At 66.1% G+C, this 13891-nt stretch carries 14 protein-coding genes; 11 read left to right on the forward strand and 3 right to left on the reverse strand.

The window, feature by feature from the left end:
- Positions 1–14: 14 nt before the first annotated feature.
- Positions 15–497, reverse strand: a complete 483-nt coding sequence (gene nikR, locus AC1RP5_RS24570) for a nickel-responsive transcriptional regulator NikR (RefSeq protein WP_493115072.1) — start codon at positions 495–497, stop codon at positions 15–17.
- A gap of 232 nt (positions 498–729) precedes the next feature.
- On the opposite strand from nikR, the gene AC1RP5_RS24575 reads away from it, so the two are divergent.
- Complete coding sequence (locus AC1RP5_RS24575; RefSeq protein WP_493115074.1) at positions 730–2700, forward strand: TonB-dependent receptor; 1971 nt, start codon at positions 730–732, stop codon at positions 2698–2700.
- Here AC1RP5_RS24575 and AC1RP5_RS24580 read toward each other — a convergent pair.
- Positions 2687–3058 carry a hypothetical protein gene (locus AC1RP5_RS24580; RefSeq protein ID WP_493115076.1) on the reverse strand — a complete coding sequence of 124 codons (372 nt, stop codon included), beginning with the start codon at positions 3056–3058 and terminating at the stop codon, positions 2687–2689. The genes AC1RP5_RS24575 and AC1RP5_RS24580 overlap by 14 nt on opposite strands.
- Positions 3059–3088: 30 nt before the next feature.
- Here AC1RP5_RS24580 and AC1RP5_RS24585 point away from each other — a divergent pair, with 30 nt between their 5' ends.
- Positions 3089–3964 carry a DUF4743 domain-containing protein gene (locus tag AC1RP5_RS24585; protein ID WP_493115077.1) on the forward strand — a complete coding sequence of 292 codons (876 nt, stop codon included), beginning with the start codon at positions 3089–3091 and terminating at the stop codon, positions 3962–3964.
- A gap of 64 nt (positions 3965–4028) precedes the next feature.
- A complete protein-coding gene (locus tag AC1RP5_RS24590; RefSeq protein WP_493115079.1) occupies positions 4029–4391 on the forward strand; it encodes a hypothetical protein in 363 nt (120 codons plus the stop codon).
- Between the two features lie 147 nt (positions 4392–4538).
- On the opposite strand, the gene AC1RP5_RS24595 is transcribed toward AC1RP5_RS24590, so the two are convergent.
- The gene (locus tag AC1RP5_RS24595; RefSeq protein ID WP_493115080.1) at positions 4539–5522 is read right to left on the reverse strand and encodes a Bug family tripartite tricarboxylate transporter substrate binding protein; all 984 of its coding nucleotides are present in this window, start codon (positions 5520–5522) and stop codon (positions 4539–4541) included.
- A gap of 211 nt (positions 5523–5733) precedes the next feature.
- Between AC1RP5_RS24595 and AC1RP5_RS24600 the strand changes: the two genes are divergently transcribed.
- The 8 genes from AC1RP5_RS24600 to AC1RP5_RS24635 are packed head-to-tail and all read left to right on the forward strand — an operon-like array spanning position 5734 to position 13728.
- On the forward strand, positions 5734–6438 hold the full coding sequence (locus tag AC1RP5_RS24600; RefSeq protein WP_493115082.1) for a GntR family transcriptional regulator: 705 nt from the start codon (positions 5734–5736) through the stop codon (positions 6436–6438).
- 13 nt (positions 6439–6451) lie between these two features.
- Entirely contained in the window at positions 6452–7681 is a 1230-nt protein-coding gene (locus tag AC1RP5_RS24605) for a CaiB/BaiF CoA transferase family protein (RefSeq protein ID WP_493115084.1), read from the forward strand.
- Entirely contained in the window at positions 7681–9210 is a 1530-nt protein-coding gene (locus AC1RP5_RS24610) for an acyl-CoA carboxylase subunit beta (RefSeq protein WP_493115086.1), read from the forward strand. The genes AC1RP5_RS24605 and AC1RP5_RS24610 overlap by 1 nt, the downstream gene beginning before the upstream one ends.
- 11 nt (positions 9211–9221) lie before the next feature.
- On the forward strand, positions 9222–9443 hold the full coding sequence (locus AC1RP5_RS24615) for a biotin/lipoyl-binding carrier protein (protein WP_493115088.1): 222 nt from the start codon (positions 9222–9224) through the stop codon (positions 9441–9443).
- Positions 9444–9451: 8 nt separating this feature from the next.
- On the forward strand, positions 9452–11065 hold the full coding sequence (locus AC1RP5_RS24620) for an acyl-CoA carboxylase subunit beta (protein WP_493115090.1): 1614 nt from the start codon (positions 9452–9454) through the stop codon (positions 11063–11065).
- 48 nt (positions 11066–11113) lie between these two features.
- Complete coding sequence (locus tag AC1RP5_RS24625; protein ID WP_493115092.1) at positions 11114–12106, forward strand: ABC transporter substrate-binding protein; 993 nt, start codon at positions 11114–11116, stop codon at positions 12104–12106.
- A gap of 9 nt (positions 12107–12115) precedes the next feature.
- A complete protein-coding gene (locus AC1RP5_RS24630) occupies positions 12116–12916 on the forward strand; it encodes an ABC transporter ATP-binding protein (protein WP_493115093.1) in 801 nt (266 codons plus the stop codon).
- Complete coding sequence (locus AC1RP5_RS24635; RefSeq protein ID WP_493115095.1) at positions 12913–13728, forward strand: ABC transporter permease; 816 nt, start codon at positions 12913–12915, stop codon at positions 13726–13728. The genes AC1RP5_RS24630 and AC1RP5_RS24635 overlap by 4 nt, the downstream gene beginning before the upstream one ends.
- Positions 13729–13891: the final 163 nt, after the last annotated feature.

Here is a 13891-nt window from a genome sequence, read left to right on the forward strand (position 1 = left end):
CTACACCGGCGGAATTACGCATGGATATGGTCGTGTCCGTGCCCACCACCGCTACGACCGCCATGGCTGTGATGCCTGTGGCCGAGTTCGGCCGGCACGAGATGCAGCTGGCCATGGCGCACGCCGCGCTGGCTCACCGTGTCGTCGGCCATCGCGCGCACCGCCTTCACCGGTCCGCGCAGCACCGAGACTTCGAGGCATGAATCGTGGTCGAGATGCACGTGCAGGGTCGCGACCTGCAGATCATGATGCTTGTGCTGCGCCTGGGTGAGGCGGCGGCCGAGATCGCGGGTCTCGTGATCGTAGACATAGGCAAGCGTCGCGATGCAGAAGCCCTCCTCCTTGCCGGGCTTTTCCTCCGCCAGCGTCTCACGCGTCGCGACCTCGCGCAGGATGTCGCGCAGCGCCTCGGAGCGGCTCGCATAGCGGTGCTTCTTCATGTGCCGATCGAGCGTCTCCAGGAGATCGTCGTCGACCGACAGGGTGACACGCTGCATCTCAATTCCTCCGCTTGCCGCACCGAGCCGAAGTATGCAGAATATATAAATAGTGCATACGACGTCCCTTCTCGTCTCTGCCGTCCTGATAGCCAGCACTGCCGCCGCACTCGCCCAGGTCCCCTCAGAGCCTCAATCACCCGCCACCCAGCCCTTGGCCCCCGGTCAGGGACCGGTCGAGCCAGGCACGCCCAGTCCCACGACGCAGGGTTATACCGGCGCGTCGACGGCAATGCCCGCCATCACCGTCACTGCCCCACGCATCCTCGAGGCCGAGCCGACCGATTCGGCCAGCGAACGCCGCATCTCGGGCGAGACGCTGAACACGCGGCCGATCTCGCGTCCCGGCGAAATGCTGGAAGCGGTGCCGGGTTTGATCGTGTCGCAGCACAGCGGCGAAGGAAAGGCCAACCAGTACTTCCTGCGCGGCATGAACCTCGACCATGGCACCGATCTCGCCATCTGGCTCGACGGCATGCCGATCAACATGCGCACGCACGGCCACGGCCAGGGCTATGCCGACCTGAACTTCCTGATCCCCGAGCTCGTCGACCAGATGATCGTCAAGAAGGGCCCCTACTATGCCGAGGAGAGCGACTTCGCTTCGGCGGGCTCGCTGCGCCTCTCTTATGCCAATCGCCTGGAGAATGCCGTGGTGGTGGCGACCGGCGGCAGCTTCGGCTACTGGCGCGCGCTCGCGGCCGGCTCGATGGCGGCGGGCAACGGCACGCTGACGGCGGCCGGCGAAATCGTGACCTACAACGGCCCGTGGCAGGTCGGCGACGACCTGAAGAAGTTCAACGCCTTCCTGCGCTACGCCGAAGGCGACACCGCCAACGGGCTCGCCATCACCGCGCTGGCCTACACCAACTCCTGGCATGCGACCGACCAGATTCCGGCGCGCGCCGTGCTCGATGGCAGCCTCAGCCGCTACGGCGCGGTCGACCAGACCGACGGCGGCGACGCCCAGCGCTATTCGCTGTCGATGCGCTGGAGCCGTAGCGACGATCGCTCCGCATCGAAGATCGAGGCCTACGGCATCTATTCGACCCTGAATCTCTACAACAACTTCACCTACTTCCTCGACAATCCCGACAACGGCGACCAGTTCCAGCAGACCGACAAGCGCATGATCGTGGGTCTGAACGCCAGCCACCTGATGCGCCATTCGCTGGCGGGTTTCGCGTCGGAGACCACGGTCGGCACGCAGATCCGCTACGACAATATCGGCGTCGGCCTGTTCAACACCCAGCAGCGCACGGCGTTCAACACGATCCGCTACGACCAGGTGAACGAGACCAGCCTCGCGGTCTACGCCAAGAACACGCTGCAATGGACCGACTGGCTGCGCTCGATCCTGGGCATTCGCGGCGACTGGTTCATGGGCACCGTCGCATCGGATACGGCGGCCAACTCCGGCAACGCCTCGGCCTTCCTCGCCAGCCCCAAAGCCAGCCTCATCTTCGGCCCGTTCCAGAAAACCGAGTTCTTCCTGAATGCGGGCCTCGGCTATCACAGCAACGATTTGCGCGGCGTCACCATCACCGTTGATCCCAACGACAAGACGACGCCGGTCGCCTCGGTGCCGCTGCTGGTGCGCTCGCGCGGCGCGGAAGTCGGCGTGCGCACGCAGGCGATCAAGGGGCTGGACTCCGCGTTCGCGGTGTTCGTGCTCGACTACGATTCGGAGCTGCTGTTCGTGGGCGACGCCGGCACGACCGAGGCCAGTCGCCCCAGCCGCCGCGTCGGCTTCGAGTGGACGAACCAGTACCGGCCGGTGCCGTGGGCGCTGCTCGATCTCGACCTCGCCTACACCCAGGCCCGTTTCACCAATCCCGATCCGGCAGGCGACTTCATTCCCGGCGCGCCGGGCTTCATCGCCTCGGCCGGCATCACGCTCGGCGCCGACAGAGGCTGGTTCGGCGCGGTGCGCTGGCGCTACTTCGGCGCCCGTCCGCTGGTCGAGGATGGCAGCGTCTATTCGGACCCGACCTCGATCTTCAACGCGCGCGTGGGCTACGTGTTCGACAACGGGCTGAAGCTGCAGCTCGACGGCTTCAACATCTTCAACACGCAGGCCAGCCAGATCGACTATTACTATACGTCGCGCCTGCCCAACGAAGGCCCCGACGGCGTCGCTGGCCGCCACTTCCATCCCGTCGAACCGCTGGCCGTGCGCTTCACGGTGGCTAAGGCGTTTTGAGCAGCGTCGCTGTGGCGTGCAGCATCGGCTCAACGACGGCGTGGCTGAACAGCCAGGTCTCGGCGTGGACGGTTTCGCCGTCGCGGCGGAGGACACGGGACAGCGCAAGCACGTCGGCGACCTGCGCGGGCCGCAGCACCGTGACGTTGAGATGGGAGATGCCCGCATCGAGTCCCGCCGCCGCGCGCAGCGACGTGTCGACGAGCGACAGCAGCGCCGCCGTCGTCCACTCCGCGCCGGCGGCCGGTGAAAAGCGCAGGCGCACGTCCTGATCCTGGCATTCCTCGACGAACACGCCGTGGAGATCGGCGGCCGGCAGGGTCTTTTCGAGCAGCGTCTGAAGTTCGTCTTCGGTCATCGGCCGCACTCTATGCTATCTCCACGGCCCATGTCCTTCCTCGACCATATCGCCCGTTGCAACAACGCCGACCTCGCGCAGTTCGAGCCGTGGTTCATCGGCCCGCATCGCGCCGGCTTCGTGCATCGCGACTTCGCAGCCGATGCCGTGCAGGGCTCTGGCCTGTTCGAGCGCCGCGAGGGTGCATGGCATCTCGATCCGCGTCTCGACACGCCCGACAGGCGCACCGCCGAGGTGCGCGCCTTCCTGCTCTCCTTGCGCGAGCGCGGCTACTTCAAGGGCCTGTGGCGCGAGGAGAATTACGCGGTGGCACCGCACGAAGGCACGCCGCTATTGATGGAGATGGAGCGTTCGGCCGTGCCGTGGTTCGGCGTGCGCGCCGGCGGTCCGCACATGACCGGCTTCGTGCGCCGTCCCGACGGCCTGCACATCTGGGTGCCGCGCCGCTCCTACGAGAAGCCGACCTTTCCGGGCCAGCTCGACAACACGGTGGCGGGTGGCCAGCCGGCTGGCCTCGGCCTGCACGAGAACCTCGTGAAGGAGTGCGGTGAGGAAGCGTCGATCCCGCCCGAGCTGGCGCAACAGGCGAAGGCCGTCAGCGTCGTCGGCTACTGGAACCAGTCGGGCCAGCAGCTCAAGCCGGACGTGATGCCGTGCTTCGACCTCGAACTGCCTCAGGACTTCACACCGCGCGCAAACGACGGCGAGGTCCATTCGTTCGAGCTGTGGCCGGTGCAACGCGTGTTCGACACGGTGCGCGATACCACCGAGTTCAAATACAACTGCAATCTTGTGTTGATAGACTTCTTCGTGCGTCACGGATTGCTGTCGGCCGACGATCCCGACTTCATCCCCATCGTCGCCGGCCTGCGGATGATGTACACTCCGCGCAACGGTTCAGGCTGAGCGACGGCACGTCGCCTCGAATACGTTGCCGGCTCGGCCGACACAGCGAAAGGTGGCGGCCCTCATGCCACGTCCCTTGCTGATCGCCGCGGTGCTGGCGGCGTTCGTTAATCCTGCGGCGATGGCGCAGGACGGTCATCACGGCGACGGCCATGCTCAGAGTCACGACTGGTACGAGAAGCTGAAACAGCCGGGCAGCAATGCCTCGTGCTGCAACGGCACGATCAACGGCGTCGAGGGCGATTGCCGCCCGACACGCGCCTATCAGAAAGACGACGGCAACTGGTACGCGTTGCTCGACGGCCGCTGGGTCCAGGTGCCGCCGAAGGTCGTGCTGAGGGAACTCGCCCCCGACGGCCGCAGCCACATTTGCGCGAACAAGACGGGGAATATCTTCTGCTTTTTAGGCGGTTCGCCCAAGTCGTAATCGACTTGGGCGAGGCGGCTCCACTTGCGCACCGCGTCTTACGCCGACGGAGGGGTCATGAGCTTCGCGTGATCGTTCTTCCAACGGCGCTCCCGGACATCGCTTTGCGATGTCCTGACGCTTCTCGTAGGCCGAGCTTCGCTCGGCCTACGCAGGTGGCGCGATGTTCGCGTCCTTGATGACCTTGCGCCATTTCACGGTCTCGGCGGCGAGGCGCTTGCCGTAGTCGGCCGCGGTGCCGCCGACCAGGACGAAGCCGAGGTCGATCAGCTTCTTCGACGTCACCGGATTGGTGAGCACTTCGTTGAAGGCGGCATTGAGCTTGGCGATGATCGGCTCGGGCGTGCCGGCGGGCGCCATCACGCCGAAGAACACCGCGCCGGTAAGATCCGGCGGCAGCCCGGCTTCCGCCACCGTCGGCACGTCGGGCAGCATCGGCACGCGCTGCTTCGCGGCGACGACCAGGCCGCGCAAACGTCCGTCCTTCACCGCAAGGCCCGAGGGCAGCAGCGTGTCGGAGAACAGTTTTACGTGTCCGCCCAGCACGTCCTTCAGCGCATCGGCGCTGCCCTTGTAGCCGATATGCTCGAGCTTGATGCCGGTCTCGGTCGCGAACTGCTCGCCCCAGAGATGTGGCATGCTGGCGTTGCCGGCCGAGGCGAAGGTGACGGGCTGCGACTGCTTCTTCGCATAGTCGATCAGCTCGGCGACCGTCTTGTAGGGCGCGTCCTTGTTGGCGGCGAGCAGCAGCGGCATGTCGACATAGCTGCCGACCGGCGTCAGCTCCTTCACCGGATCGTACGGCAGCTTCAGGCCGAACGAGGTGTTGGTCGCGATCGGCGCCGGCGCCAGCAGGAGCGTGTAGCCATCGGGCTTGGCCTTGGCGACGATCTCGGTGCCGATGATCGTCCCGCCGCCCTGCTTGTTGTCGACCAGCACCTGCTGGCCGAGCTTCTCGGTGAGATACTCCGCAGCAATGCGCGCCGACGTATCGGTGGCGCCGCCGGGTGCATAAGGCACGACGAAGCGGATCGGCTTGTCGGGGAAGGCCTGGGCGCGCGCGATCGACGGCGCAAGCGCAGGAGCGAGGGCTAGGGCCGCGGCGGACCCCAGCAGATGGCGGCGTTTCATTATTCTTTCCTCCCTCAACTCTTACTCTTCTCTTCTTCTTACACCGCTTCGTGCGACGCTTGGGCAAACCGTATTTTCTTTTTCGGGCTGAATTCCGGCAGCGCATTCCGGCAGCCGGCTTCCTGCCAACAAGATTGGCAACAAGTTTGTTGACTCGACTACTACCCGAGTATCCAATCGCAACGGGAAGGAAACAAAAGGCCGGATAAAAATGTCGGGCAGAGTTGTCACCCTAAAGACCAGGGCGAAGACGCGCGCGCGCAAGAGCAGCACCGCCTCCTCGGTCCAGGACATCGTCCAGGTGCTGCGCGAGCGTATCGCGCGGCAGGACGTGGCGCCCGGCGCCAAGCTCGGCGAGCAGGAGCTTGCCGCCGAGTTCGCCGTGCCGCGCACGCGCATCCGCGAAGTGCTGGGTGTCCTCGAAAGCCGCGGCCTGATCGATCGCATCCCCAATCGCGGCGCCGTGGTTTCGCGGCTCGAATTGGATCACGTCTTCCATCTCTACGACGTGCGCGCGGTGCTCGAAGGATTGTGCGTGCGCCTCGCCACCGAGAACGCGCCGCCCGAGACCTGGGACGAATTCGTCGAACTGTTCGGCGAACCGATGGACGGGTTCGTGGCCAATCGCGACTTCGACGCCTTTATCGTCGTCTACGAGCGCTTCCGCCGCCGCATCATCGAATGGGCGCGCAATCCCGTGGCCGCGCGCATGCTCGACAGCATCTACGAAAAGACCAACGTCGTGATCCGGCGCATCGTGATCCTGCCCGGTCGCGCCAAGGAAGGCCTGTCCGAGCATCGCGCCGTGGTGGCGGCGATGCGCAAGGGCGACGGCGAGGCCGCCGAACGACTGAAGCGCATCAATCTCCAGAACGCCAAGGAATCCCTGCGGCGTTTCCAGAAATACGTGTTGTGAAAGGCGATCCTGCGTGAGCGAGCAACAGACCGAGCAGCGACAGGGTCCCCTCGCCGGCTATCGCGTGCTCGAGATCGGCTCGACCGTGGCCGGCCCCTTCTGCGGCCGCATGCTGGCCGACTTCGGCGCCGAGGTGATCAAGGTCGAGCCCGCCGACGGCGATCCCGTGCGCACCATGGGCAAGCAGTTCGAGGGCCGCTCGCTCTATGCCGCCAGCATCTTCCGCAACAAGAAGCTGGTCTCGATCGACTTGCACAGCGAGGAAGGCCGCGCGCTGATCCGTGACCTCGCCGCCAAGGTCGACGTCGTGGTCGAGAACTTCAAACCCGGCACCCTGGAGAAATGGGGCCTCGGCTGGGAGGACCTGTCGAAGCTCAACCCGCGCCTCGTCATGGTGCGAATCTCGGGCTTCGGCCAGGACGGCCCCTACTCGCGCCGCCCCGGCTACGGCGTGGTCTGCGAGGCCGTCAGTGGCCTGCGCCATCTCACCGGCGATCCCGACCGCGCACCGTCGAGGGTCGGCGTCTCGATGACCGACTATATCGCCGGACTTCATGGCGCCTACGGTGCGGTGATGGCGCTGATGGCGCGCGACAAAACCGGGCGCGGCCAGTGCATCGACGCGACGCTGTTCGAGAGCGCGTTCAACTTCATGGAAGTGTGGATCCCGGCCTACGACAAATTGGGTTTCGTGCCGGAGCGCACCGGCTCGCGCCTGATCGGCTCCACGCCCAACAATCTTTACCCGACCGCCGACGGCACCTACATCCACATCACCGCGATGGCCGACAATCTGTTCCGCCGCCTGGTCGAGGCGATGGGGCAGCCGGAGCTGGCGAAGGACCCGCGCTTCGCCGGCGCGATCGAGCGCAACGCGCAGCACGAGGCGCTCGACGCCATCGTCTCGGAATGGACGGGCAAGCTGAAACTCGAGGAGATCGAGACGATCCTGCACAAGGCGCAGGTGCCGGCGACGCGCATCTTCACCGTCGCCGACATCTTCAACGATCCGCACTATCGCGCCCGCAACGCCATCGTGAACGCGCCCGACGAACACATGGGCGAAGTCGCCATGGCGGGCGTCGTGCCGCGCCTGTCGGACACGCCCGGCGTGGTGCGCCATGCCGGCCGCGACGTCGGCCAGGATTCGCGCAGCGTGCTGAGCGACGTGCTGGGCCTCGACACCGCACGCATCGACGAACTGACGAAAAGCGGCGTGATCTCAACCGGGAGCTCGAACTGATGGAGACGATGAGCGAGATCTACGCCGAGAAGAAGGCCAAGGCCGAGGCCATGGGCGGGCCGGAGAAGCTGGCACGCCGCGCCGCTGCCGGCGTGCTCAACGCGCGCGAGCGCGTGACCAAGCTGGTCGACGCCGGCACCTTCATTGAGTCCGGCCTGTTCGGCACTTCGGGCAGCCGGCCCGAGGATCACGACCGCTCGCCGGCCGACGGCAAGGTCGCGGGCTTCGGCAAGATCGACGGTCGCGAATGTGCCGTCGTCGCCAACGACTTCACCGTGATGGGCGCCTCTTCCGGCGCCACCAACGGCCGCAAGATCGGCCACATGAAGAGGGTCGCCACCAGCCGCGGCCTGCCGATGGTGTTTCTGGGTGAGTCCTCCGGCGCGCGCATGCCCGACCATATGGGCGCGCGCGGCATGGGCGCGCTGCTGGGCAACGACCCGACGCAATATGCCCGCATGCGCGAGACGCCGTGGGCGTCGGCGACGCTCGGCCTCTCCTACGGCTCCTCCTCCTGGTACGCCGTGCTCTCGGACTTCTGCGTGCTGCGCAAGGGCGCGGTGCTGGCGGTGTCGAGCGCGCAACTCGCCTCGCTCGCCATCAAGGAAGAAGTCGATCCGCAGGAGATGGGCGGCTGGCAGGTCCATGCCGAGGTGACGGGCTTCGCCGACTACGTCGCAGAGACCGACGAGGAAGCGCTGCAAGCGATCCGCACCTTCCTCTCCTACCTGCCGAGCCATCACAAGGAAGCGCCGCCGGTCCATCCGGTGCCCGAGGGCTCCGGCGCCAACATGGCCAACATCGCCAAGCTGCTGCCGGAACGGCGCACGCAGGTCTATGACGTGCGCGCCATCGTCCGCGCCTTCGTCGATGCCGGCTCCTTCTTCGAGCTGAAGCCGCGCTTCGCCAAGGTGGCGGTGACCGGCCTCGCCCGCCTCGATGGCCGCACTGTCGGCATCGTCGCCAACAATCCGATGGCGCGCGGCGGGGCGATGGACACCGACGCCTGCGAAAAAATCACCAGCTTCCTGGTGCTGTGCGACAGCTTCAACATCCCGATCGTGATGCTGGTCGACAATCCCGGCTTCTCGATCGGCATCGAGGCCGAGCGCCGGCGTGCACCCGGCAAGATCATGAACTTCATGCAGGCGCTACAGCTCTGCACCGTGCCGAAGATCTCGATCATCCTGCGCAAGAGCTACGGCCAGGCCTATCTCAACATGGGCGGCGGACGGAACTCCGACGAGGTGGCAGCCTGGCCGAGCGCCGAGGTGAGCTTCATGGACCCGACCTTCGCGGTGAAGATCGTGCACGGCCTGTCGCCGGGCGAGCCTGGCTTCGACAAGGCCTTCGCGCAGATGAACAAGGACAACGAGGCCTGGGGCATCGCGGCGATCTACGCCGTGCAGTCCGTCATCCAGCCGCACGAGACCCGCGACTACCTCATCCGCATGCTCGACGTGCACCGCCAGCGCCTCACCAACGGCGTCGGCGAGCATTTGATGCGTGCCTGGCCGACCAGCTTCTAGGAGACAGACAAATGGCGACGATCCAGATCAAGGCGGAAGTGTCGGGCTCGGTATGGAAGATCATCACCGCGGTCGGCGAGACGGTCGAACCAGGCGGCACGCTGATGATCCTCGAATCGATGAAGATGGAGATCCCGGTGATCGCCGAGGATGGCGGCAAGGTCGAGAAATTCACGGTCGCCGAAGCCGAGGCGGTCAACGAGGGCCAGGTCGTGGCCGTGCTCTCGAAGTGACCGCGAAGGTGAGCGGCGACGCGAACGAGAAGGCGGCGGTGCAGGTTGCTCCCCCTCCGAAGGATTGGGGCCCGGAGGTCGAGGAACTGCGCCGCCGCCGCACCTACGCGAAGGCGCTGGGCGGCGAGGAAGCCGTGGCGCGCCATCGCGAGCGCGGCCGTCTCACCATCCGCGAGCGCGTTGCCGGTCTGGTCGACCAAGGCTCGTTCCAGGAAGTCGGCACGCTCACCGGTCATGGAAAGTATGACGGCCCCAACGTCACCGGCGTGCAGCCCGCCCCCTATGTGATGGGCCTCGCCAGCATCGACGGACGTCCCGTCGCGGTTGGCGGCGAGGATTTCACCATTCGCGGCGGCGCGAGCTGGTCGGGCGATCGCAAGAAAGGCGGCCAGGGCGGCTTCGTCGAGGATCTCGCCGCGAGCTATCGCATCCCTCTCGTGAACCTGATCGACGGCGCCGGCGGCAGCGTGACCTCGATCAACAAGCGCGGGCACGCAGTGTTCCCCGGCGTCTACGGCTTCGAACGCTCCGTCGAGCTTTTGGGGAAGGTCCCGGTCGTGTGCGCCGTGCTCGGCACCGCGGCCGGCGGCCCTGCCGGACGCGCCATCCTTTCGCACTGGTCTGTCATGGTCGACGGGATCAGCCAGGTCTTCGCCGCCGGGCCGCCCGTGGTCGAGCGGTCGCTGGGACAGAAGCTCACCAAGGAAGAGCTGGGCGGGCCGCAGGTCGCGGTCGATCTCGCCGGCACGATCGACAATAGGGTCGACACGGAAGAGAACTGCTTCGCCCAAGTGAAGCGCTTCCTCTCCTACATGCCGCAGAACGTCTGGGAGATGCCGCCCGAGGTCGCCTGCACCGATCCGGTGGATCGCCGCGACGAGGAGCTGCTCTCGATCGTGCCGCGCGACCGCCGCCGGCCCTACAACATGCGCAAGCTGATCGAGCATGTCGTCGACCGCGGCTCGGTGTTCGAGATCCAGCCGACCTACGGCAAGGGCCTGATCACCGTGCTGGCGCGCATGAACGGCAAGGTCGTCGGCGTCATCGCCAACAACCCGATGGTCTATGGCGGCGCCATGGACGTGAAGGCGGCGCGCAAGCAGATCCACTTCGTGGAGCTCTGCGACTGCTTCCACATCCCGCTGGTGTTCCTCGTCGACGTGCCGGGCTTCATGGTCGGCCGCGACGCCGAGGCCGCCGCGACGCTGCGCGAGGGCATGCGCGCGGTCTATGTGGGCTTACAGGCCACCGTGCCGATGTACACGGTCGTCATCCGGAAGTGCTACGGCATGGCCGGCATGGGCACGACCGACAAGAACGGGCTCGACCTCAAGATCGCCTGGCCGTCGGCCGAATGGGGCTCGCTGCCGATCGAGGGCGGTGTCGCCGCCGCCTTCCGCCGCGAGATCGCCGGCGCCGCCGATCCCAAGGCGCGCGAGCGCGAGATCGAGGACGAATTGCGCTCCATGGCCTCGCCCTTCCGCACCGCCGAAGCCTTCGGGGTCGAGGAAATCATCGATCCGCGCGAGACGCGCGCCTACCTCTGCCGCTTCATCGACGCCGCCCAGGCACGGCTGCGCACGACGCTGGGGCCAAAAGCAAAATACGGCGTACGCCCCTGAGGCCAAGCGCCGTCCCATAAAAAGAGCCGACAATAACTGGAGGAAACGATGGGACGACTGAAGAAGGCGATAGGCACCGCGATCATGGTCTCCGGTGCTTTGTTGATGGCCAGCGCCGCCTCGGCGCAGGACAAGATCAAGGTGCGCTTCGGCATCCTGACCACCGCCTCGCAGGCGGCGTTCTATGTCGGCGTGAAGCAGGGCATCTACGCCAAGTACGGCTTCGACGTCGAAGTGCTGCCGCTCGCCACCGGCGTGCAGGCCAACCAGGCGCTGGCCGCCGGACAGGTCGATTGGTCGGGCGGCGGCGTCGAATCAACGGTCGTGGGCTGGGCCACCGGCCTGCCGTTCAAGGCCTATGCGATGTACGCCAAGGGCGGCGATTCCTACGGCATCCTGGTGCGCAAGGAAGCCAACATCGCTTCGCCGAAGGACCTCAAGGGCAAGAAGGTCGCCGTCCCGCAGGGCACGGCGCCGGCGCAAGGCCTGAACCAGATCATCCAGGATGCGGGCCTGACGCGCGACTCGGTCATGCGGGTCAATGCCAACTACGGCAACATGGGCCAGATGCTGATCTCGGGTGCGGTCGATGCGATGGCGGGGCTCGAACCCTTCCTGACCCTCACCGAGGAGAAGATGGCGGGTCAGGGCGTGCTGCTGATGCGCATGGGCAAGTACGTGCAGGGCGGCGGTCTCTTCCTCATCACCGACAAGTGGGCGGCCGCCAACCCGGGCAAGATGGTCGATGCCGTCGCCGCGGTCTGGGAATCGCAGCAGTGGGTTCGCAAGAACCCGAAGGAAGCCGCCGCCATCGAAGCGGAGTTCCTGAAGGTCGAGCCGCGCATCGTGGAAGTCTCGTTCAAGGTGCTGGACTACAGCCCGCTGATCGACGAGTTCACCGCCAAGTCGCTGCAGACCACGTCGGACTATCTCGCGGCGGAGAAGCTGATCCCTGCCCCGGTGAAGCCGGCCGACCATCTCGGCGCGCTGAACAAGATCACGGCCGAGGTGAAGGCCAAGTATCCCAAGCTGCTCGAGTAGCGGCTGGACATGACCGACATCCTCGTCGCCAAGGACGTGTCGAAGACCTACTTCGACACGGTCGCGCAGGACAATGTCGTGGCGCTGCAGGGCCTCTCGCTGGCCGTGCGCGCCCACGAATTCGTCTCGGTGATCGGCCCCTCGGGCTGCGGCAAGTCGACGTTCCTGCGTATCGTCGCCGGCCTCGACAGGCCGACCTCGGGCGAGATCCTCGTCTCGGGATCGAAGGTGACGGGACCCGGCGCCGATCGCGGCATGGTGTTCCAGGAATATGCGCTGCTGCCGTGGAAGACGACGGAAGCCAACGTCGAGTTCGGCCTGCGTCTGAAGGGCATGGAGAAGAGCAAGCGCCAGCAGATCACCCAGCGCTTCATCGACTTGGTCGGCCTCTCCGGCTTTGAGAAGAAGTATCCGCACCAGCTTTCGGGTGGCATGCGCCAGCGCGCCGCCGTGGCGCGGGTGCTCGCCAACAATCCGACGGTGCTGCTGATGGACGAGCCTTTCGCCGCCGTCGACGCGATGACGCGCCAGCGCCTGCAGGAGGAGCTGACCGCCATCACCGCGCACGAGCGCACGACGGTCCTGTTCATCACCCACGCCATCGAGGAAGCGGTGTTCCTGTCGGATCGCGTGGTCGCCCTCTCGGGAAGGCCCGGCCGCATCGTCGCCGACCTCGCGATCGACCTGCCGCGCCCGCGCAAGTGGGACGACGTGGTGCGCGATCCGCGCTTCAACGCCTACCGCGACCAGCTCACGCAGAGCATCCATTCGAATGGTCCCGTCAACGGAGCTGCGAGGGCTCACGCATGAGCATCGCCAGCCCCGCCACCCGGAAGCGCCGCGACTGGCGCAGCTTCTTCCCGCACGAGATCGTGCCCTTCGTCGTCGGCATCGCGGTCTGGCAGGCGCTGTTCTCGGCGCAGATCTGGCCGCCGGTCCTCTTCCCCTCGCCGATGCAAGTCGTCACCGCGTTCATCGACGACACGCGCTCCGGCGTGCTGCTGGTCAACCTGTGGGTCAGCCTCAAAAGCCTGCTGCTGGGCTTCGTCATCAGCTGCGTGATCGCCATCCCTCTCGGCTACCTGATGGGATTGAGCCGGGTCACGCGCAACTTCTTCGATCCGCTGGTCAACCTGCTGCAGGCCATCCCCGGCCTCGCCTGGATCCCCTTTGCCATCCTGTGGTTCGGGCTGGGGCAAGGCGCGGTGCTGTTCATCATCGTGATGTCGATCTTCTTCCCGCTGCTGCACAACCTGCTGACCGGCATCCGCATGGTGCAGCCGGTGCTGATCGAGGCGGTGCAGACGCTGGGCGCCGGCAAGGTCGCCGTGGTGAAGCACGTGATCTTCCCCGCGACGCTCCCGAACCTGATGACCGGCATTCGCCTCGGCATCGCCTTCGGCTTCCGCTCGCTGGTCGGCGGCGAGATGATCGCCAGCACCGACGGCCTCGGCTACGCGATCTTCAACGCCCAGCAATACTTCCAGTCGCCGCGCATCGTGGTCGGCATGCTGACCATCGGCCTCGTCTGGCTGGCCATGGACCGCCTCATCCTGCGCCCCATCGAGGTCCGCACGACGATGCGCTGGGGTCTGATCAGGGACGGGCTGGAGAAGAACTGAAAGTCGTTCGACTTCGCCTCACCCGACCCCCTCCTCATCCTGAGGAGGCCCGAAGGGCCGTCTCGAAGGATGGGCAACGGACGGGGTGCGCGTAGCCCATCCTTCGAGACGGCTGCTACGCAGCCTCCTCAGGATGAGGTTGGTATTGGACCAGCCGATGGAC

It is taken from the genome of Reyranella sp. GW821-FHT12G01 (assembly GCF_058806575.1).